The organism is Streptomyces sp. NPDC031554 (genome assembly GCF_055580685.1).
In genome coordinates, this window is the sequence record NZ_JBVIKX010000010.1 from 1 (window position 1) to 19693 (window position 19693).

Sequence of the window (19693 nt, forward strand, 5' to 3'; positions counted from 1 at the left end):
CCACCCGCTACGACAAGACCGCCGAGTCCTACCAGGCAGCCGTCACCCTCGCATCGCTCCTGATGTGGGCGTGACATTTGAAGACAGAACCTAGGTGCGCAACCGCAAGAAGCTCCGCTCCCTCGGTGGCCGGCCGTCCGGGTTCAACGCCGAGGACCACAAGGCTCGCGGACGGATGCCCGTGGAGTTGTGGAGGTTCAGGTGTTGATGGCGTGTTCGACGAACTGACCGCAGGAGCGGAACCCTAGGCGGCGGTACACGGGTTCCCCGTCGGCCGACGCCTGCAGGACCGCGATGCCGTGGTCTCGCTCGCGGGCAGCGTGAAGGGCCGCGAGCGTGATGGCTCCGCCGTAGCCACGCCGGCGGTGGGCGGCCAGGGTGGAGATGTTGTAGATGCCGGCGACTCCGGCGTGGTGGAACACCTCGGCGGAGCAGACCGGACGGTTCTCCACATAGCCCACCAGGTACCGGGCCGAGCAGGTAGCGGCCAGCGCCGGGGAAGCAGCCTGGGCGAAGAATTCACGGACAGTTTCGGCGGGTGGATTCCAGTTTGCGGCGAGGACCGCGGCGTAGTCGGCGAGCTGTTCGGGCGTGGTCACCGTTCGGATGTCCAGACCCGGGACAGAGGGAATCGGCAGGGTGTCGCCCAACTCTGCCCACATCGCCGTCTCACGCTCGGACACCGGGAGACCGGCCGCCGTCAGGCGTGCGGTGAGTTCTGTCGGTGTCGAGGCAGGTCCCACCCACCAGGAGAAACCGCGGCCGGTGCCGGCCAGCGTCCCGACGGTCTCGGAGATGCGGGCCGCGGCGTCGCCGGCGGTGAAGCGGGCTGCGGCAACGATGTTGAAAGTGTCGTCGTCCAGGCCGCTGTCCACGACCAGGAGGTCACCGGTCTCTGCGACGGTCGCACCGGACATGCTCCGGTGCAGATGGCAGGCGTGTTCCGCCAGGTTCCGCTCCATCCTGTCCATCAAGTCGGCTTCATCGAGAAAGTAATCATTCACAGGGATAGATACCCGTACGGCCGAGCGGAGACTGCATGTCATTTTAGGCGGTGCCACGCCGACGACCAGCATCTTCGATACACGCCCTGGTCGGCTTCGTCCACCTGCGCCGACACGAACTCGCCCACACAGATCGCCGCGGGCTTCGACATACCTGTCGGCACGGCTCACGCCTGTGCCACCACCGTCATCGACCACCTAGCCCACTGGGTGCCCGGACTGCTGCGGATCCTACGGGAGACCGACCCCGACCACATCCTGCTCGACGGCACACTCGGTCAGGGTCCCGTCCGGCAGGACGAACTCCGGATCGTGCTCGCGCAGCGTCTTGAGCAGGCCCGGGGCGCGGTCGGCAAGCAGGCCGGTGACGGCGGTGACGTACGCGTGGGCGGTGCCGACGGACATCCCGAAGCCGACCGCGATCCGGGGGAAGGTGTCTCGTGGCGGCGCAGGTGCACCAGAGCGGTGAGCGCCCGCTGGTGCGGCGGGAGTGTGCACCTGCGGTCCCCCTCACAGGTGACGAGGAGCATCGTGACCCACTCGACCAGGGCATGCGGGAGGTCGAGTGCGGCAGGACAGGGAACCAACGGGGCTCCTGTGCCGATGGGTTGAGACGTCGAACACCTCCACCAACGGCACGGGAGCCTTGTGCGTTGCGGCCCTCACCTCGGCCTGACCGGCGTCACCCGATCAGTGGTCCCGTTGAAAACGCTCAGTTGGCGACCAGTTCGTAGTAAGTGTCGTACGGAGAGGTGAGCCAACATTCGGCATAGGGGTAAGCCATGAGGGTGAACTGCCCGAATCCGTTATGGATCTCGCCGGAGGACGTAGGTATGCCGGCCGTATAACATGCGTATTGGCCGGTAGGCCGCTTCCCGTCCACCGTGATGAGACGCACGCTGTAGTTGGCCTGGAAGAACCCGGCCCCCCATGCCACCTTTTTCGGCTCGTTCGCATACAGTGTGCCGCTTCGCGGGTCTGCGAGGGTTTGGGGGCGTTCTGAAGCAGACGATGCGTTTTCCATGGCCTGCACCTTTCGGTGCCCTTCCGAAGCGAAAGCCGCAGTGGATGATCCGGCCGTTACGGCCATCGATGCGAGCAGGATCGCTATTGCTGAATTCTTCAGAGTTTTTCGCATCGTGATACTCCCTTGGATGCACTGTTGTGACGACTCGCTGATGCCGGGACGGCTGGCCGACAGCGCGTGCCAGGTGTTGTCAGTGTTGTTCACTGTGGATCGCAGGGCTTGAGCAAAGCGTGCTCAAGAGCGGAACCAGCAAGCCTGGAGGAGGGGCTGCTCAGACGCCACTTCAGTTGACTTGATCTTGCGGCGGTCCGGGGGATGACTGAGCTCTTTCAGGGTGGCCACTGATCGGGTGACGGGCCGGTGTCCCGCAACGCACGAGGCTCCTGTGCCGTTGAGAGAGGTGTTCGACGTCTCAACTCATCAGCGCAGGAGCCTCGTTGGTTCCCCATCCTGCCGCACTCGACCTGCCTCACGCCCTGGTCGAGTGGGTGACCATCCTCATCGTCACCCGTGAGGGTGACCGCCGCTGCAAGCTCCGGCCCACCAGCGTGCTCTCGTCGCCCTCGTCCACCTCCGCCGACACGACCCGCTCACGCAGATCGCCGCCGGCTTCGGCATATCCGTCGGCTCCGCCCACGCCTACGTCACCGCCGTCGTCGGTCACCTCGCCCGGCGAGCGCCCGACCTGCTGCGGGTCCTGCGGGAAGCCGGTCCCGATCACGTCCTGCTCGACGGAACGCTCGCCGAGTGCGACCGGGTCGGCGACAGCCGGGCCGACTTCTCCCAGAAGCACCGCCGCCACGGCGTGAACATGCAGGCCGTCACCGACCCCGCGGACAACCTGCTGTGGATCTCGCCCACCCTGCCCGGCCGCACCCACGACCTGACCGCGGCCCGCACCCACCGCATCATCCGGATCTGCGAACGCCAGGGCGTACCCGTCCTCGCCAACCACGCCTGCATCGGCGCCGGTTTGCCCTCAGGGTGGAGGGCACTGTCGGTAAGGGGCCCGCGAGGTACTGGCTGTGATCATCTTCGTGGCCGCCTCGGGTCGCACCTGGAACCAGCTGCCGACAGGGTTGGGCCTGTCTGGAGTAATCGCCTTCCACCGGTTCACCGAGCGGATGGGAACCAGAGTGTGGGCCAAGCTGCACCGCCTGGTCCTGGACGAACTCGGTGCCCAGGGCGAGTTGGACTGGTTGCGGTGTGCGATCAACACGTCCCCTGTCCTGGCGGACCGGCGGGCTCGTCGTACGGGTTCCGACTCCACTGCCTACTGCCGCTTCCACGAGATCGCAGGAAGGCTGGAGAACCGGACCGCCCGACGAACCCGCCTACAAGGACCCAGCTCCCGCAGACACAGCCGGAGTGGTCACCTTGAGAGACGTCTAAGGGTTTCGTTTGAGTCCGAGAGCGTCGGCGAGTTCGCGCCTGCTGGTCACGCCGAGTTTGGCGTAGATGCGCTGGAGGTGGTTGTTGATGGTGCGGACGGACAGGGTGAGGGAGGCCGCGATGGTTCTACTGGGGGTACCGATGGCGGCGGCGACGGCGATTTCTCGTTCGCGTTCGGTGAGGGGGACAGGTGCCGCACTGGTGGCAAGGAGCGGGGTTCGTGCTCCCTGGCAGCGTCTGAGTGCGGCAGCGGAGCGGTCGTCGGCGTTGGCGGCAGCCTGGGAAGAGCCGGTGCGGCGCAGGGCATGGGCGGTGGCCGCGAAGGCTTCTGCGGCGATGAGGTCGGAGCCGGTTTCTTCCAGTTGCAAGGCGGCGTCGCGCAGTCGGTGGGGGTCTCCGCAGGCTAGGGCTGTCGCGAATGCGGCTCGTGCCGGCAGGAGGGTTCCGCCATCATCCTGGGCGGCTATCTCGTGGAGGCGTTCAGCGACTTCGCCCGGGGCGCCGAGGCGGGCGATGTCGGTCAGCAGAAGTGATTCACCGGTGAGGTGCCCCGTGCGCCTGGCGGATGCGGCACCTTCTCGTAGCAGGTCACGAGCCAATGCCTGATCTCCCTGCGCAGCGGCGAGCCAGGCAGGACCCAACTGCAACTCCCCCTCTGACAGGAAGCCGAGGGCGTTCGGAAGACCGTTGAGCTCGAAAACTGCTTCCGTGGCTGCCTTGATGTCGCCCTGGACCGCAGCGCAGGCAGCCAGACCGTTGAGGCCGGCCCTGAGGACCATGGTGTTGTTGACCTTACGGCCCAGGGCGATCGCTTCGGCGTACCAGCGGCGGGCTGTGACGGTGTGCCCGGCGAGCCACTGCGCTCGTGCGCTCAGGACGAGAAGCCACACCCGCACCACCGAACTGAACGCTGCGAGCTGGTAATAGGTGTCCTCAGCCTCACGGGTGGCTGCGGCGAGCTGGCCGCCTTCGCACAGAGCAAGCACCCACGGGAGTTTCTGGACGGCAGGGTGGGACACCAGTGCCTCCTCGTCCACTGCCATGTGGGCCTCGTACGCACGAAGTGCCCACATGGCCGCCTGCTGCGTTTGGGCGACCAGACTCAAACCCAGCGCCTTCATCAGGGCTCCCCGCAGCCAGGGGTTGATGTCCCCTTGGACGTGCTCGATGTCCTCCTCGAGTACCTTGAGGCGGGCGAGGCCTTCTGTGAAGCGTCCCTTGGCGACATAGATGTAGCCCTCGTTGATCCGCAGCAGGTGCGATGCGGCCTCGCTCGTGACACGTTGCAAGGCCTGCGTGTTCGCAGCCAGTGCGGCCGACAGATCAGCTTTGCTCCACAGGAGGTTGTCCACCCGGGTCATGACGACCCCGAGCACCTCCCCATCACCCCGGGCCAGGGGGCCGGCCTCGGCCAGAGTCCGCTCCGCATCCTCCCAACACCCCATTTGAAAATAGGCGTCACCCAGCAGCACACGAGTAACCACCGTCATCTCCTGCGTCGACAACGCCTGGAGCAGCGTGACCACTTGCGGATAGTCATGACTGTGACGCGCCAGACCCGCCGCCTGCAACAACAACGCAGGATCAGCCGTACCCGTTGCCGAAAGCCGGTAGCTGGCGATTTTCAACGCGTCACCACGCCGACGGGCACCATGCTCGACGATCCGGTCCGCCTCCGCCGCCAGCAACGCCCGGCGCCTGACCGTGGGCAGCGCCCCCCGAAGCACCTCCCCGTACAGCGGGTGAGCCAGACGCACGCTCGTACGTCGCCGCTCCTCACCGATCTCGACCAGGCCCGCGCTCTTCAGTCGGTCCACCGTCCCAGCCGGCGCCAGGCGGCATAACTCCGCCACCGACTGGGACCCGCCCATCGCAATCCGGTCCAGCACCGAACGTTCGTGCTCACCCAAATGCTCCAGCCTGGTGTGAATCACCTCCGCTAGACGCCGCGACGTCGGCAGCTCACCTACCAGCTCCCATACCTCACCCACCACCCGCAACGCACCGCGATTCACCGCCTCCAGTACCAGTTCACGCAGGTAGAGGGCGTTACCACCTGACGCCCGGAACAGCTCGAACACCGCCCGCCGGCTCAGCGAAGCACCCAACGCCGCCTGCAACACTTCATCAGTGGTCGCCAGATCGAACGCAGCCATATCGATCCGCCGCACCGCATCCCCGTACATCAAGGCATGCACCGCGTCACGGATCGGCTCACCCGTACGCACCGTCGCCAGCAGCCGGACCACACCTGTATCCATCAACTGCCGCAGCAGAACCGCCGACGTCCCATCCAGCAGATGAAGATCGTCCAGCAGTACCACCCGCCTACTGCCCGCCCGTCGCAGCGATGCCGCCACCGCCGCGAAACCAGCCACCGGGTCGGACAGATCCACCCCCGCAGACAGCAAGTGGGCCACCGCCCCCAACGGCACTGAACCGGCAGCCGCACTCGCAGTCGCCTGCGCCACCACGAAGCCCCGCCCCGCCATCAACGCCAAACACTCCTCGGCGAGCCGCGTCTTACCCGCACCCGCCGCACCACTTAGCACCACTCCCCGAACCGAATGGTCGACAAGAGCAGCCAGCGCCTCCGCCAGCTCACCATCCCGCCCCGTCAGCGGCCACCTACCTGATTTACCGACCGCACCCTTCACGGTGAGTCCCCATTCTGTCTCATTCGGTAACACTCTGGTTCAAGGTCATCCTGAAAGACATCGTTGTCATTGCACACTTCACACTCCGGGAATGACCATGTGAGTACCCTAAGCAGGTATCGCCGCAGCGATCGACGAGGCCTCAAGAGTCCAAGCTGAGGCGGCGGTTGCAGGCGACGCGCAGCGGAACGTACGGCGCCCCGTGAGAGCGGCCAGTCGCAGGAACCCTGATCCAGCAGCTCAGCGCGTGGTGTCGTCCTCGGTGTCCGCTCAGGTGCGGGGGCCGGGCACGACAAGCTGTCAGGAGTCACCGAACCTCCGCCACTGTGAGCCCGATGACCCCGGCCGTCCCACCTGTCCCGCCCCTTTTTCCCACGACTGGTCTGCCGTGGCGGCCAGGAAGGCGTGCGCGAGCATGGCCGGCGTGATGTGCTGATACCAGCCCGGGTGGTGGCGGACTTCGTACTGGTCCAGGCCGCACTCGTTCTTCGCGGCCTGGAAGCACTTCTCGATCGCCCAGCGCGTCCCGGCGACTCTCACCAGCTCCTGGGCGGTGACCTGAAGGAGCGTGTAGGCGAGGTAACAGGCGACCTCGTCGGGTCTGCTGATGCTGCACCGGGCCAGTGCCCACCGCATCCGGTGAGGGACCTCGCCCTGGTAGTCGAACTCGGCGACGGCCGGCAGCCGCACCGCTACCCAGTGGTAGACGCGTGGCCCCTTCGCGCCGTCGCCGCACGAGATCTTCTCCCATGCTTCGTCCGGGGCCTGCGCGAACAGAACCTCGATCCGTGAACAACCCACGCTGAGCTGGTACTTGGGGACGGCCAGCACGTAGCCGACACCCGACTGTTCCAGCAGTCGGCGGAAGAGGTCGCCCTGCCCGTAGGCGGAATCCGCGGTGACCCATGCGATGGGCAGCGGCGAGGCGAGGGCCCACAGCACCATGTGCCGGGCTGGTTCGCCCTTGGTGGCGAACTCCCCCGCTCGTCGGGGACCTTTGCGGTGCGGCAGCGTTCCCGGTCCTCGGTCCAGGACTTCGGGAGGTAGAGCTCGCGGTCGACCAGAGCCCGGCTGCGGGCGGTGGCGTAGGCGGCGAAGACGCCGATCTGGCAGTTCTCGGTCCGGCCTGCGGTTCCGGAGTACTGGCGCTGGACCCCGGCGAAGGTGGTGCCCTTCTTGATGAACCCGGTGTCGTCGATGATCAGGACGCCGCCGGCCTCACCGAGCTTGTCGGCGACGTGTTCCTGCAGGTCGTCGCGGATGTCATCGGGCTCCCACTTCGATCCGGCGAGGAGGTGCTGCAGGCCGTCAGGCGTGGGGTGGCCGGCCTGTTCGGCCAGCTGCCAGCTGTTCTTGCGGGCCACCGGGCGAGCAGTCCGCGTACGTAGTCCCGCATGCGGCGGGTGAAGAGCAACCGGTACATGCCCTCATGCGTCAGCACCGCGAGCGAACATAAAATTGACGCGTCTCCCTCGACGTTCTGAGCTACATTGACGCCCCATGGACACGTGGGGAACATGCCGCGGCTCCACCACGGCACTGTGTCTTCGTCAGTGGACCCGCGCCAGGTGCCGACCTTCCGTCAAGTCGGCCATCAGCACTTATGGAGCTGTCAACCACCGTCACAGTCGCGACCTGTACACCCGGTCGCATCACAGCGTAGACACTCCCCTTCTCAGCCAACCGACTGAATCCAAGCGTATCGATGAGGAACCTGGATCGGCTGACTGACCGAGACAGCAGAAACGGATCCACAGACCTCATGGGCGCAGACACCCACTCGATCAGATGGCCTCTGATCGGCAGGGACGACGAACTCGCCGCATCCCTGTCTGCTCTGACCGACCGCTCAACGAAAGCACTCATCCTGGCAGGGCCGGCCGGTGCGGGAAAAACCCGTCTGGCAGAAGAATGTCTTGCCCTCGCTGCGAGGCAGGGTTTCTCGGTCAGACAGGCCACGGCTAATGCGGCCGCGAAAGCAGTCCCGCTTGGTGCCGTTGCCCACCTTCTACCTTCCGGTATGGACTTCTCGAATCCGGTGCGGGGCTTCGCAGCCGCAGCAGCGTCACTGCGGAGCGGTGGAAGCCGCTGGATAATCATGGTAGATGATCTGCATCTCATCGACGCAACCTCGATCGTGCTCCTTCGTCAGCTCATGGATGCAGGCATCGTCAAGGTTCTGGGAACCTTGCGTACGGGCGAGCCACTCTGCGAGACTCTCCACTCTCTTCTGCGAGGCGACTCGGCGCAACGAATAGAAATCGACGCCTTCGACTTCAACGGTACCGAACGAGTTCTCCGCGGCGCACTCGGCGCATCTGTAGGACGTCGCACAACTCAGGACCTTTTCAATGCATCGGGCGGCAACCCGCTGTATCTCAGGGAAATCGTGTATGGGGCCATCGAGACCGGAGCCCTTCGCAAGCAGGGCGAACTGTGGGAACTCGCCGATGGGCGGCTTCCCACCACCAGGCGCCTCGCCGAAGTCATCACTGCCAGGCTTTCCCATGTGAAGGATGATGAGCGTCACGTCCTCAATCGGATCGCCGTCTGTGGAGCGCAATCAGTCTCCGAACTTTGCCAAAACGTTTCCCCGGAAGTGATCGACAGGTTGGAAAGCGCCGCCCTGATTGAAGTAGCCGAAGAAGGTCGGAGAGTGACTGTCCGGCTTGCGCACCCTCTCTACGGTGAAACGCTGCGAGAGGCGCTGCCGACCGCCGAGCGGAACGCTTTAATGGCAAAAGAGGCCGATCGCATCGAAAGCCAGGGAGCACGTCGACGTGACGACGCCCTGCGCATCGCGCGCTACCGGCTGGCAGCGACCGGGACGGCCGACCCACGGCTCCTCCTCGACGCCGCCCGCCTCGCCTCGCACAGCAATGACCACCCGCGAGTGCTCGCCCTCCTGAAGGCTTTGCCTGACGACCACCTCAGCGTCGACGCACAGGTACTTATGGGCGATGCGCTGTTCCAGATGGGCCACTGGACGGCCGCAGAAGGCATGCTCTCGGCAGCCAGCGCCGCCGCGCAGGGAGACGAAGAAGTCCTCGCTGTGACCATGACCCGCGTCGAAAATCTCCTGGGTCGGGCGCCCCTCTCGGCAGCGCTTGAAGCCAACGTGGAAGCGCTATCGGCGGTGACGAGTCCCGTCGGCCGGTACACACTGACCGTCAACGAGGGCTACATACTCATCTCCAAGGGCAACGTCACCGAAGGCCTACAGCGGCTGGACATCCTCGAGGAGGATGTCCAACGGGCTCGGTACGTCACCCCCTGGCTTCGAGGGGTGCTGACCAAAGCACTCGGGCTGAGCCTCGCCGGACATACGCAGCTTTCCGCCGTCTGGGCCCAGAGGGGCTATGACGCCTACGTCGATCTGACTCAGGAGGTCCTCGCCCCTGACGCGGCCGCCCAGAAGCTTCCTTGGGTGCTCGCCCTTTGTGAAGGTGGGATGATGGCGCGGGCGGCACGCAAGGGAGAGGACGCATACGATCAACTCTCTGAATTCAGCTCCGTAGCCCGGATGTGGATGTCCGTTCTCCTGGCACGGACACAGTGGCTGGCTGGACATATTCCCCCTGCTCGGCACTGGTACGCGGAGGCCATCGCTCTCGCCCGAAAGGTCGAGAACACCATCATTCTCAGACCGGCGCTGAGTGGCCTGGCGGCGTGTGCTGCGGTCCAGGGCGACATCGCAGCGGCCGAAAGCGCTCTGGACGAATTCTACGCACTGCCCGAAATAGCCGGGTTTCTCTCGGAAGGAGAATTTCAGGCAGGGCAAGCTTGGCTGGAAGTCGCGCGTGGGAACCTCACCGAGGCACGAGAATTGCTCGCCGGCGGAGCAGCCTCTGCTCGGGCCACCGGACACGTCACGGCTGAGTCCATGCTCCTCGCGGACATCGCACGCCTGGGCGCACCCCAAGACGTGGTACAGCGCCTGACAGAACTGGCCGAAGAGGGAGACGGTGCTTTCCTTCCCGCAAGAGCCGAGCTCGCAACGGCCTTGGCGACTTCGGACACCCAAAGGCTGAGGACCGTGGCTCTGCAGTGCGAAGAGATAGGAGCCGACCTTCTGGCTGCGGAGGCGTACTCGGCCAGCGCCGAAGCATTACGCCGCGCCGGGGAGCCAAGAGCAGCCACAGATGCCGAAAATCGCGCGGCTGCCTGTTTGGCGCGCTGCGGTGACGTCCAAACCCCGCTGACTGCGAGAAGCATTGCCCCTGCGCCCTTAACCGAGCGTGAACGGGAGATCGCTGCCGCAGCGGCATCCGGAGCGTCGAGCAAATCGATTGCCGCCAAACTCCATCTGTCCGTACGGACAGTGAACAATCACCTGCACCGAGCTTACGTCAAACTCGGCGTCTCCGACCGACGGAGCTTGGCAGAGGTGTTCGAAGCCGAGCAGTGATGCTCTCGCCTGCCTGTCAGCGGCTCCTGACTGCGCGACAGCACATCGACAGATCTCAAAACCGTCACGCACCTGCTGGCGCCGGCAAAATATCACCCCAAGGCCGTCAACTGGCCCCGCGTCAAGATCCGCACACTCGTCGAGCAGGCCATGGCCACCCTCAAAGCCCGGCGACTCCTCCGCAGGCTCCGGTGCTCGACCACTCGTATCACCGACCTCCTTCAGGCCGTCCTCACCCCGCATCTGGCCGACTCAGAGCGAGGACAGAAAAAACTCAATACTACTCACATCGAACAGTCGCCTCGGCGGACTAATTGCATTCCGTATGCGTGAGGCGACACCACAGTGGCTGCCTTTGCGCCCCCCGCAACCATAAACCTTCTTTAAAGTCCGTCCCGAAACCCTGGAGTCCGCTTACCAATGTCTGATGCAATCGGATTTGCCAGGATCCCATTGAGGCCGCGATCCGATGCAAAACCGGGCAAATCGATCCGACTGTGGTGACCACCTACCTCTGCCCCGGGTTACCGGACAACGCTTAATACTCCAGCAACGGTTCGTGTCCTGAGCTGGTGGTTGCACCATCTCCGACCCCGGCGAACTCGCCTCCTACCTGGCCTACGCCCCTGTGGGTGTCGAGATCGCCGAGCTGGCCCGCATCGCCGGTTCCCGCTGGGCGATCGACCGGCGCCGGCCGCTCGACCACGCCGCCTACCGCGAGCTGCACGGACGGTCCTTCCCGGTCGACGGCGGCGACCACCCCACCCCGTCGCAGACCACCGGACCCTTCCGCCTGGCGGGGCTGCACGGCCACAAGCGCGTCTACGAGAGGCGCCAGTAGTGCGTGGTCAGGTTGATTCGCCGGTGGCGTGTCCGTCTGATCGGGTGTGTCGTTGACCGGGTGCGCTGGGTGGGGAGTCGGCCGCGGTCCGGTGTGATCTGGAGGGCTTCGCGGCAGAGATGTCCGAGCCGTTCTCGCGGGCGGATCAACGCCGGTGGGGCCAGGTTTATCTGCGGGGCCTGCTGCTGGAGGGCCGGCGCAAGTCGGTGGAGCCGACGGCCGCCCGGCTGGGCGAGGACGGCAACCGGCAGGCCCTGGCGAACTTCATCACCACCAGCCCGTGGGACGCGGCGCATGTCCGCGCTCGCCTCGCCGAAGGCTGATCCGGTCAAGGTGGCCCGCCGCACGAAGTGCGGCATCCCCGAAGAGGTCGTTCATGTCGAGAAGCGGCAGCCGGCCCTGGACATGACCGACGAGACGAGGTCGTGGGGTATCGAGGTGCCCCTCGTCGTCGCCCGCGAGATGAAACAGGTCTTGGGCCTGCGCGGGCTGCGCAAGCAGGTCCGTGAGCTGGAGCTGTTGGCCGTCCGCCAGGCACTCGCGGGGATGGCAGCCTCGTACGGCTGGCCGTGATGGTCGGTGAGCCGCGCGAGCCTGGGCCGTCCGGTCCGGAGGCCGGTGGCAGCTGCCACCCGGTGCAGCCTGTCGTGGCCACGAAGGCGATAGGAGCGCGGTCGGCCTGCCCTTCTGCTGCAGGGCAATCCGACTCGTCGGATGCCGGGTCGCTCACAGGCCGACTTGCACTGCGGAAACCGATCTGTTTTCCTCATGGGAAACCGATCGGTTTCCGATCGGTGTTCGGTCCGTGATCAGCAACCAAGGGGAAAAAATGAGTACCACCATCGATCGCGGGGCGCCCGCCTCCGAAAAGACAGACTCGGGCCGCCGCGGCTCGCATGCCATGCGCTGGTGGGTGCTTGTCGTGCTGGGCACGGCACAGCTCATGGTCACGCTCGATGCGACCGTCGTGAACATCGCGCTGCCCGCAGCCCAGCATGACCTTGGTTTCAGTGACGGCAGCCGGCAGTGGGTGATCACGGGGTACGCCCTGGCGTTCGGCAGCCTGCTGTTGCTCGGCGGCCGACTCGGTGACCTGTTCGGTCGGCGCACCACCTTCGTGACCGGTCTGGTCGGTTTCGCGGGCGCGTCCGTGATCGGCGGCGCGGCCAGCAGCTTCGAAGTCCTCGTGGGGGCGCGTGTGGCACAGGGCCTCTTCGCCGCGCTGCTGGCACCCGCGGCCCTCTCCCTGCTCAGCGTGACTTTCACCCAGCCGTCCGAGAGGCCGAAGGCGTTCGGCATCTTCAGCGCGCTGGCCGGTGCGGGTGCCGCGGTCGGGCTGCTGCTCGGCGGCATGCTGACCGAATGGACGTCGTGGCGCTGGGTGATGTACGTGAACGTCGTCTTCGCGGGCGTCGCGCTCCTCGGTGCGGTGCTGCTGCTGGCCAAGCCCGCGGTCACCGAGCGGCCCCGCATCGACGTCCCGGGCACCCTCACGGTCAGCGCCGCGCTGTTCGGCATCGTCTACGGTTTCGCGCACGTCGAATCCACCAGCTGGACCGACCCGGTCAGTCTCGGTTCCCTGGCGGGCGGCGTGGTGCTGCTCGCGGTGTTCGTGTGGTTGGAGTCCCGGGTAGCGCATCCGCTGCTGCCGCTTCGAGTGATATTGGACCGGACCCGCGGTGGTGCGTTCCTGGCGGTGTTCGTCCTGGGCATGGGGATGTTCTCGATCTTCCTGTTCCTGACCTTCTACCTGGAAGCCAGCATCGGCTACTCGCCGATCGAGGCCGGTCTGGCGTTCCTGCCGATGGTCGCGGGTATTGTCGCTTCGTCGACCACGGCGCCGTCGCTGCTGCTGCCCAGGGTCGGACCGAAGGTCGTGATCACCGCCGGGTTCCTGGTCTCCGCTTCCGGCATGGCCCTGCTGGCCCGGCTCGCCCTGGACAGCACCTACGTCGCCCACATCATGCCCGGGATGATTCTGCTGGGTCTCGGCATCGGGGCAGTGATGACCACCGCGTTCCAGGGGGCGACCGCAGGCGTGCACCACGAGGACGCGGGGGTCGCCTCAGCGCTGATCAACACCAGCCAACAGGTGGGAGGCTCGATCAGCACGGCGCTGCTGACCACCATCGCCTCATCGGCCACGGCCGACCACCTGTCTTCGCACAAGCCCGGCGCGCTGACCGCGGCGCAGGCCGGGGTCGAGGGCTACACAGCCACCCTGGCATGGGGCGCCGGGATCTTCGTGATCGGCGCAGCGCTTTCGGCGTTCCTGGTTCCGAACCAGACTCTGGCGCCGTCGGAGGGAGAGCCCGTCATCGCCCACTGAGCCGGAATCATCAGTGGCGCATTCCATCGCATCGGATGGATGGTGTGAAATGCCCTGCTGCCTGCGATGAGCGGTGTCCTCAAGGCACACATCAGCGAAGGAAGCCAGGGCATCTCCTGGACGGTGCCCACCTTCCTCCCCGCACGATCCGTCTTCGAGAACCGATCACCGCAGGTAGCGGGCGCCGTCCGTCAACCCAGCGTCAGATCCGCTACAGGAGCCGGAATTCGGAGGCCTCTGGGCGCCTCCCGCCTGCCGCTGTCGTGGCTGTACGCGCTGTGCGTGCTGTACGCCATCGCCGCCTCCGGGATGGTTGCGCTCACTTCCTTGCCGTGTTCGACACACCCGGGATACTGCTGGTCGCGTCGCTCCGGGACGCGATGCCGGTGCCGGCGGTCGGTGCTGCCACCGGCGAGGCACTGCCCGGCTTCCACCGCCCATTTGCGGAGTTCGAGCCGCTGCGGCGGATCACCGGCGGCGTCCGCTCGATCCTCTGCCGCGACGCCCCGGCCGACGCGGCCCTGACCCGGGCCCGGGTTCATGACTGCCGTCGGCCTGATCGCGGCCACACTCACCGAGACGCAGCCCGCGAAGAGCGCCGCCCCCGAGCGCAGTGGAACCGTACTCGCACGCCCACGCGGACCCGGGCGGCACCAAGAGCGCCCCGGCCAAGCGCGTAAACCGATCGGTTTCTAATTTGCCGGAAGCGAGTTAACCTCGCAGCATGACCACCAAGGAGAAGCATAGTTCCCGAGAGCGGCTGCTGGAGGCGGCGGCCACGCTCATCTATCGAGACGGTGTCGGTGTCGGCATCGAGGCGCTGTGCAAGGCGGCGGGGGTGTCGAAGCGCTCCATGTACCAGCTGTTCGAGAGCAAGGACGAGCTGCTGGCGGCAAGCCTGGAGGAGCGCGCCTCCGCCTTCGTGGCCGGACTCCTGCCCGCAGTGGATGATGACCGTTCACCCCGCGAGCGAATCCTGCACGTCTTCGAGCAGGTGGAACGACAGGCGGGCGCGCCCGAGTTCCGGGGCTGCCGGTACCTGGCCGTGCAGATCGAGCTCAAGGATCAGAGTCACCCCGCCAGCCGGGTGGCCCACCGGATCAAGGCGAACCTGACGGCGTTCTTCCGCGCGGAGGCCGAGAAGGGCGATGCGGGCGACCCCGACCTGCTGGCCCGGCAGCTCAGCCTGGTCTTCGACGGCGCCAGTGCTCGCGCGGGGATCCAGGCCGACAACCTGATCGGGCTCATCGCGCCCACCGTGGCCACCCTGCTCGATGCGGCAGGCGTGCGCTGACGCCCCTCTCTTCGGGCGACCTCGCGAGCCGAGGCGCCATCCGGGGCCGATGTCCGTCTCCGGGGGCGGAGCGGCCCCGTGCCGCCCGCGCTTCCCGGTGACCGCAGGACGGGCCGGTGGCCGCAAGGGTGCCGGCGAGCAGGGCATGCGCGAGAAGGACCGTGGTCTCGGCGGCCTCGGCCCGACTCCGGCGGCAGGGGCCCCATTCTCCGGAGCCCCATCCAGCCGGCCTGGACAACCTCACCGATCCGGCGGGCCGTCCCGCGCTTCAACGCCAGCCGCTCATAGGTGCGGGGGCGAAGGTCACCTTCTTGTCCGGCTGAAGCCTTCTGCCGCGTACCGGCCGCTCCGCATCACGCGGCGAGCCGCCCAAGGGGCGCGGCGGGCGGGTCGATGCTGCGCTTGCATGTCGAAACCGATCGGTTTACCGTGGAGAAACCGATCAGTTTCCCCTCGAGTTCAGGAGTTCATCATGGCGACGAACCGGCCAGTGGCCCTCGTGACGGGTTCGTCATCCGGTATCGGGAAGGCAGCCGCTCTCGCGCTGGTCGAAGCGGGGTTCAAGGTGGTCGGCACGAGCCGCGACGCCTCCCGCGTCCCCCCGCTCGACGGCGTGACCCTCCTCGACCTCGACGTGACCGGCGACGCGTCGGCCACCGCCGTGGTCCGGCAGGTGGTCGACCGGTTCGGACGGATCGACGTCCTGGTCAACAACGCCGGCATGGGCTTGATGGGTGCGGCCGAGGAGAACTCCGTCACGCAGGCCCAGGCCGTCTTCGACGTCAACGTCTTCGGCGTGATGCGTATGGTGAAGGCGGTCCTGCCGCACATGCGCGCCCGGGGGTGCGGGCGCATCATCAACGTGTCCTCCGTGGTCGGCTTCCTCCCCTCGCCGTACATGGCGGTCTACGCCGCGTCCAAGCACGCGATCGAGGGGTACTCCGAGTCCCTGGACCACGAGGTCCGCGAGCAGGGTGTCCGGGCGCTTCTCGTCGAACCCGCCTACACCAGCACCGGATTCGAGGCCGGCAGCCCCCGGCCCGACACGCCCCTGCCGGTCTATGACAAGCAGCGGCACGCCTTCGACCGCCTGATGGTGGACTCGATCAAGGGCGGCGACGACCCCGCCGTCGTCGCCAAGGTGATCGTCGCAGCGGCGACCGACCCGAAGCCGAAGCTGCGTTACACCGCCGGTCCCGTGGCCGGCCGCGCGAGCATGCTGCACCGCCTCGCTCCCGCCGGGGTCTTCGACAAGCAGATCCGCAAGCTCAACCGCCTGGCCGACTGACGCCTGCCCGCCCCGAGGGTCGTTCAAGACGTCCGGGGCCGGTTCGCCTCCGAGGGCGAAGGGGGGCCGTGGACACATGAAGAGCGCCACGGTTACGACACCGCATGGTGGGCCGCCGCCCTTCCTGCCTCGAACGGCTCCGTCGGCCTGATCGACGGCAGTCGATTCGGCAACGCCCGGTGGAGGGCGGCGCCGCCGGAGCCGAAGGTGAGCGCGCCGCAGATCACGTGGTCCGATCCGGACGACGGCTGCGGGACGCGCGGTGGCGCGATCGAGCTCAGCATCACCGCGCCCTGGTCTCTCACGCAGGGCGTCGGCACCCTGACGCGACGCCACCGCACCGACCCCGACGGGTTCGTGAGCGGCACCGCCGGGTTCCTACCGGATCTCGCCGGTCTGACGAGCGACGGTCACGGGGAGCTGTCCGCTGAGCCGTTTCCCGCGTTCGCCCGGCACGACCTCCCCGAGATCGGCCACGAGCGTTCCCGGCGCGAGCCCGACCGGGCGTGGTCCTGCCGCCTCTCCGGGCCGCGCGACAGGTCGACCTGCCCGTCTTCCAGGCCGACGGCTGCTACGACATCTTCAGCCGGGGCACGCTCCGCGAACTTCACTGCCGTATGCCGGGCCGACAGGTCGGCCACGCTGATCACGGGTTCATGAACCCATGCCGGCCGGCGGCGGGTGCCCGGCCGGCTCCAGAGCTTGATCGGCGACGGTGGAGTGCCGTAGGCGGGACGCAGCCACTGCCCCCAATGGCCCGGCAGCGGACTCCATGACACCGCCCGCGCGTCCCGCATCGGCCTGCCGGTGGTTCCGGCCCGGCAGGAAGCGCCGGAGACCGTCCGGGTGACATGGCGGGCGGCATCCTGCCCGGACGATCCCCCAGGCACGCGGGTCCTTCGCCGCCCGAGGCCCGCCTCGCCCGCCGGCAGTACTTGAGCGGTCCTTGCGCCACGTGCCGGATGGCGGCGGGCTCCGGCCGCCGCCCCTGGGCGGCCCGTAACGCGTCGACCGGGCCCCGTACGACGCCGAGCCGCACAGCGCCGGCCCGACTTGCACGAGGAAACCGATCGGTTTACAGTGAATGAAACCGATCGGTTTCCTACTTCTCGGAGGTTGTCGTGACAGAAATCAAGGGCGCTACCGTCCTCGTCACCGGAGGCGGCCGGGGCATCGGCAAGATGCTGGTCGATGAGCTCTACCGGCGGGGGGCGGGCAAGGTCTACGCCACGGCCCGCGACCCGCGCACGGTGACGCACCCCCGTGCCGTTCCGCTGGCTCTCGAGGTCACCGATCCGGCGTCTGTCGCGGCCGCCGCCGAGCAGGCCCAGGACGTGACTGTCCTGATCAACAACGCCGGCGCCTCGGTCGGTGCCTCGTACCTCGACTCCCCGATGGACGACGTGCGCAGGGATCTGGAGACCAACTTCTACGGGCCGCTGCTGGTCACCCGGGCCTTCGCGCCGATCATCGAGCGCAACGGCGGTGGCCACATCCTCAACGTTCACTCCGCGCTGTCCTGGCTGGCCGACGGCACGCCCTACAGCGCCTCGAAGGCCGCCCTGTGGTCGCAGAGCAACTCCCTGCGCCTGGAGTTGCAGCCGCGCGGCATCGCGGTGACCGGTCTGCACGTGGCGTACGTGGACACCGACATGACGTCGGGACTCGACGCGCCCAAGGCCGACCCCCGCGACGTCGCCGGGGCCGCGCTCGACGGCATCGAGACCGGGGCCCATGAGGTGCTGGCCGACGACACCACCCGCTGGGTCAAGTCGCAGCTGTCCGCCGACCTCGAAGCCCTTTACGCACAGCTGAAGAACTAAGCGCACACGCATACGCAAAAGGAAAGCTCCGTGGAAGGTTCGCTCACCCACCGCTTCGTCGACGTGAACGGACTCGGACCGCACATCGCCGAGCAGGGGCAGGGGGCCGCTGGTCCTGCTGCTGCACGGCCGGCCGGAGAGCTGGTCCTCCTGGCGTCACCAGTTCCAGGGCGCCGGCAGCGGCCGGACATCGGGTCGTCGCCCCCGGTCAGCGCGGCTACGCCCGCAGCGAGCAGCCGCCGGACGTCGACGCGTACACCCTGCTCCACCTCGTCGGTGATGTGATCGGCCTGATCGAGGAGCTCGGTGAGGAGCAGCAAGAATATCCCGGAATCCTCAACTGCACGACATGGTCGTGCTGTCCGGTTGCGGACACTGGACTCGGCAGGAGCGTCCCGCGAAGGTCGACGCCGCACTCCTGGACTTCCTCGGTCGCGTCGACATCTCATCGCGCCGATGACACTCCGCAGAATCCGCCTGGGCGGCACCGTTCGACCGGAGCCGAGCCCAAGGCCCGCGTGGCAGCGGCCGCAGAACTCGACGATCCCGCCTTCGGTGCCCGCCTCCCGCGCCCTTGCCAACAGCTGTTTCACCCCCACTGAACAGAGGACACATTGATGCCGAAGCGCAATCCCATCCTGATCACCGGAGCCGCCGGCCACATCGGCGGCGTGAGCCGAACGATGGTCGACATGCTGCTCGAACAAGGGCACCCGGTGCGGGCGTTCGTGCGGCGGGACGACGAACGCGCGCACGCGCTCCGGCAGACCGGGGCCGAGGTGTTCGTCGGTGACCTGCTCAACATGGCCGACGTGACCGCCTCGCTGAAGGGCGTCCGGCGCATCTACTTCAGCATGAGCCTGTCGCCGTACTACACCGATGCCGTCAGCCTGATGGCCGCGGCGGCGCGGGCCAAGGGCGACATCGAGGTCTTCGTCAACATCTCCGAGTTCGAGCAGTCCTTCATGACGGTCGAGAAGATGACCGCGCCGAAGGAGGAGCGGCGGGCATGGCTCGGCGGGAACCTCACGGAGTGGTCGCCGCAGCAGCGGGCCCACTGGATCGCCGAGCGGGTGCTGGAGTGGTCCGGCCTTCCGACCGTCAACATCCGAGGAGCCATGTTCGTCGAGAACCCCCTGATGACCTGGCTGGCGCTGGAGCCACTGAGCAGGGGCGAACTGCGCCTCCCCTTCGGCCCTCACCGGCTCGCGCCCGTCGCGGGTTATGACGTGGCGGAGGTGACCGCGAAGATCCTGGCCGACCCGACGCCGCACATCTCCAAGTCCTACGAGCTCAACGGTCCGGACCTGAAGGACATGCACGGGTTCGCGGAGGACTTCGCGGCCGTGCTGGGACGCCCGGTCACCTACGTTCCCGAAGATATCGAAACCTGGAACGAGACCTTCGTGGACAGCAACCTCTCCCAGTATCCGCACACCGCGGCGCACATGAAGGCCCTGACCCGACTGATCGGCGGCGGAGGGTACCGCGGTGTGACCGACCAGCTGGAGACGCTGCTCGGGCGTCCGCCGAAGACCGTGCGGTGGGCGCTGGAGAACCATCCGCGCATCCAAGAGCTCGCGGCCGCTCTGAGCCACTGAGCGGTCCTGGTCGGAGCCCTAGGCGTGCT

At 67.0% G+C, this 19693-nt stretch carries 10 protein-coding genes and 7 pseudogenes; 12 read left to right on the forward strand and 5 right to left on the reverse strand.

The window, feature by feature from the left end; genetic code table 11:
- Window positions 1–197: 197 nt before the first annotated feature.
- The 3 genes and pseudogenes from ACZ5FU_RS24365 to ACZ5FU_RS24375 form a co-directional block, all read right to left on the reverse strand.
- Complete coding sequence (locus ACZ5FU_RS24365; RefSeq protein ID WP_469046717.1) at window positions 198–962, reverse strand: GNAT family N-acetyltransferase; 765 nt, start codon at window positions 960–962, stop codon at window positions 198–200.
- Window positions 963–1274: 312 nt separating this feature from the next.
- Window positions 1275–1591 (reverse strand): annotated as a pseudogene (locus ACZ5FU_RS24370) (helix-turn-helix domain-containing protein); the annotation flags it as partial.
- A 125-nt stretch (window positions 1592–1716) separates the two neighbouring features.
- Window positions 1717–2235 (reverse strand): hypothetical protein, encoded by a 519-nt coding sequence (locus ACZ5FU_RS24375; protein ID WP_468835033.1) that lies wholly within the window; start codon window positions 2233–2235, stop codon window positions 1717–1719.
- Window positions 2236–2468: 233 nt separating this feature from the next.
- Here ACZ5FU_RS24375 and ACZ5FU_RS24380 point away from each other — a divergent pair.
- Window positions 2469–3049: pseudogene (locus ACZ5FU_RS24380) on the forward strand (transposase family protein); the annotation flags it as partial.
- 370 nt (window positions 3050–3419) lie between these two features.
- Here the strand turns inward: ACZ5FU_RS24380 and ACZ5FU_RS24385 are convergent.
- Together ACZ5FU_RS24385 and ACZ5FU_RS24390 are read right to left on the reverse strand one after the other, a co-directional pair.
- Window positions 3420–6080 carry a helix-turn-helix transcriptional regulator gene (locus ACZ5FU_RS24385; protein ID WP_451525818.1) on the reverse strand — a complete coding sequence of 887 codons (2661 nt, stop codon included), beginning with the start codon at window positions 6078–6080 and terminating at the stop codon, window positions 3420–3422.
- A 375-nt stretch (window positions 6081–6455) separates the two neighbouring features.
- Window positions 6456–7539, reverse strand: a pseudogene (locus ACZ5FU_RS24390) (IS701 family transposase); the annotation flags it as partial.
- Window positions 7540–7842: 303 nt separating this feature from the next.
- Between ACZ5FU_RS24390 and ACZ5FU_RS24395 the strand changes: the two are divergent.
- The 11 genes and pseudogenes from ACZ5FU_RS24395 to ACZ5FU_RS24445 all read left to right on the forward strand — a co-directional run bounded on the left by ACZ5FU_RS24395 (window position 7843) and on the right by ACZ5FU_RS24445 (window position 19664).
- A complete protein-coding gene (locus ACZ5FU_RS24395) occupies window positions 7843–10488 on the forward strand; it encodes a LuxR C-terminal-related transcriptional regulator (protein ID WP_468835039.1) in 2646 nt (881 codons plus the stop codon).
- 99 nt (window positions 10489–10587) lie between these two features.
- Window positions 10588–10746, forward strand: a pseudogene (locus tag ACZ5FU_RS24400) (IS5/IS1182 family transposase); the annotation flags it as partial.
- A 322-nt stretch (window positions 10747–11068) separates the two neighbouring features.
- A pseudogene (locus tag ACZ5FU_RS24405) lies at window positions 11069–11329 on the forward strand (hydroxymethylglutaryl-CoA synthase); the annotation flags it as partial.
- A gap of 119 nt (window positions 11330–11448) precedes the next feature.
- Window positions 11449–11785 (forward strand): annotated as a pseudogene (locus tag ACZ5FU_RS24410) (transposase); the annotation flags it as partial.
- A gap of 373 nt (window positions 11786–12158) precedes the next feature.
- Complete coding sequence (locus tag ACZ5FU_RS24415) at window positions 12159–13658, forward strand: MFS transporter (protein ID WP_468835043.1); 1500 nt, start codon at window positions 12159–12161, stop codon at window positions 13656–13658.
- 724 nt (window positions 13659–14382) lie between these two features.
- A complete protein-coding gene (locus tag ACZ5FU_RS24420) occupies window positions 14383–14952 on the forward strand; it encodes a TetR/AcrR family transcriptional regulator (protein ID WP_451525813.1) in 570 nt (189 codons plus the stop codon).
- 472 nt (window positions 14953–15424) lie between these two features.
- Window positions 15425–16240 (forward strand): oxidoreductase, encoded by an 816-nt coding sequence (locus tag ACZ5FU_RS24425; RefSeq protein WP_468835048.1) that lies wholly within the window; start codon window positions 15425–15427, stop codon window positions 16238–16240.
- A gap of 3 nt (window positions 16241–16243) precedes the next feature.
- The gene (locus ACZ5FU_RS24430; RefSeq protein WP_451779377.1) at window positions 16244–16900 is read left to right on the forward strand and encodes a CocE/NonD family hydrolase; all 657 of its coding nucleotides are present in this window, start codon (window positions 16244–16246) and stop codon (window positions 16898–16900) included.
- A 461-nt stretch (window positions 16901–17361) separates the two neighbouring features.
- Window positions 17362–18063: an SDR family oxidoreductase gene (locus tag ACZ5FU_RS24435; protein ID WP_451525811.1), complete on the forward strand. Its 702-nt coding sequence runs from the start codon at window positions 17362–17364 to the stop codon at window positions 18061–18063.
- Window positions 18064–18093: 30 nt separating this feature from the next.
- Window positions 18094–18380 (forward strand): annotated as a pseudogene (locus tag ACZ5FU_RS24440) (alpha/beta fold hydrolase); the annotation flags it as partial.
- Window positions 18381–18680: 300 nt separating this feature from the next.
- On the forward strand, window positions 18681–19664 hold the full coding sequence (locus ACZ5FU_RS24445) for an NmrA family NAD(P)-binding protein (RefSeq protein WP_451525810.1): 984 nt from the start codon (window positions 18681–18683) through the stop codon (window positions 19662–19664).
- The last annotated feature ends 29 nt before the right edge of the window (window positions 19665–19693 follow it).

What these genes read in the sequence shown, in the direction of transcription:
- ACZ5FU_RS24365 (WP_469046717.1), bottom strand. Translation starts at nt 962, where the DNA reads ATGGAGCGGAACCTGGCGGAACACGCCTGCCATCTGCACCGGAGCATG.
- ACZ5FU_RS24395 (WP_468835039.1), top strand. Translation starts at nt 7,843, where the DNA reads ATGGGCGCAGACACCCACTCGATCAGATGGCCTCTGATCGGCAGGGAC.
- ACZ5FU_RS24415 (WP_468835043.1), top strand. Translation starts at nt 12,159, where the DNA reads ATGAGTACCACCATCGATCGCGGGGCGCCCGCCTCCGAAAAGACAGAC.
- ACZ5FU_RS24420 (WP_451525813.1), top strand. Translation starts at nt 14,383, where the DNA reads ATGACCACCAAGGAGAAGCATAGTTCCCGAGAGCGGCTGCTGGAGGCG.
- ACZ5FU_RS24425 (WP_468835048.1), top strand. Translation starts at nt 15,425, where the DNA reads ATGGCGACGAACCGGCCAGTGGCCCTCGTGACGGGTTCGTCATCCGGT.
- ACZ5FU_RS24445 (WP_451525810.1), top strand. Translation starts at nt 18,681, where the DNA reads ATGCCGAAGCGCAATCCCATCCTGATCACCGGAGCCGCCGGCCACATC.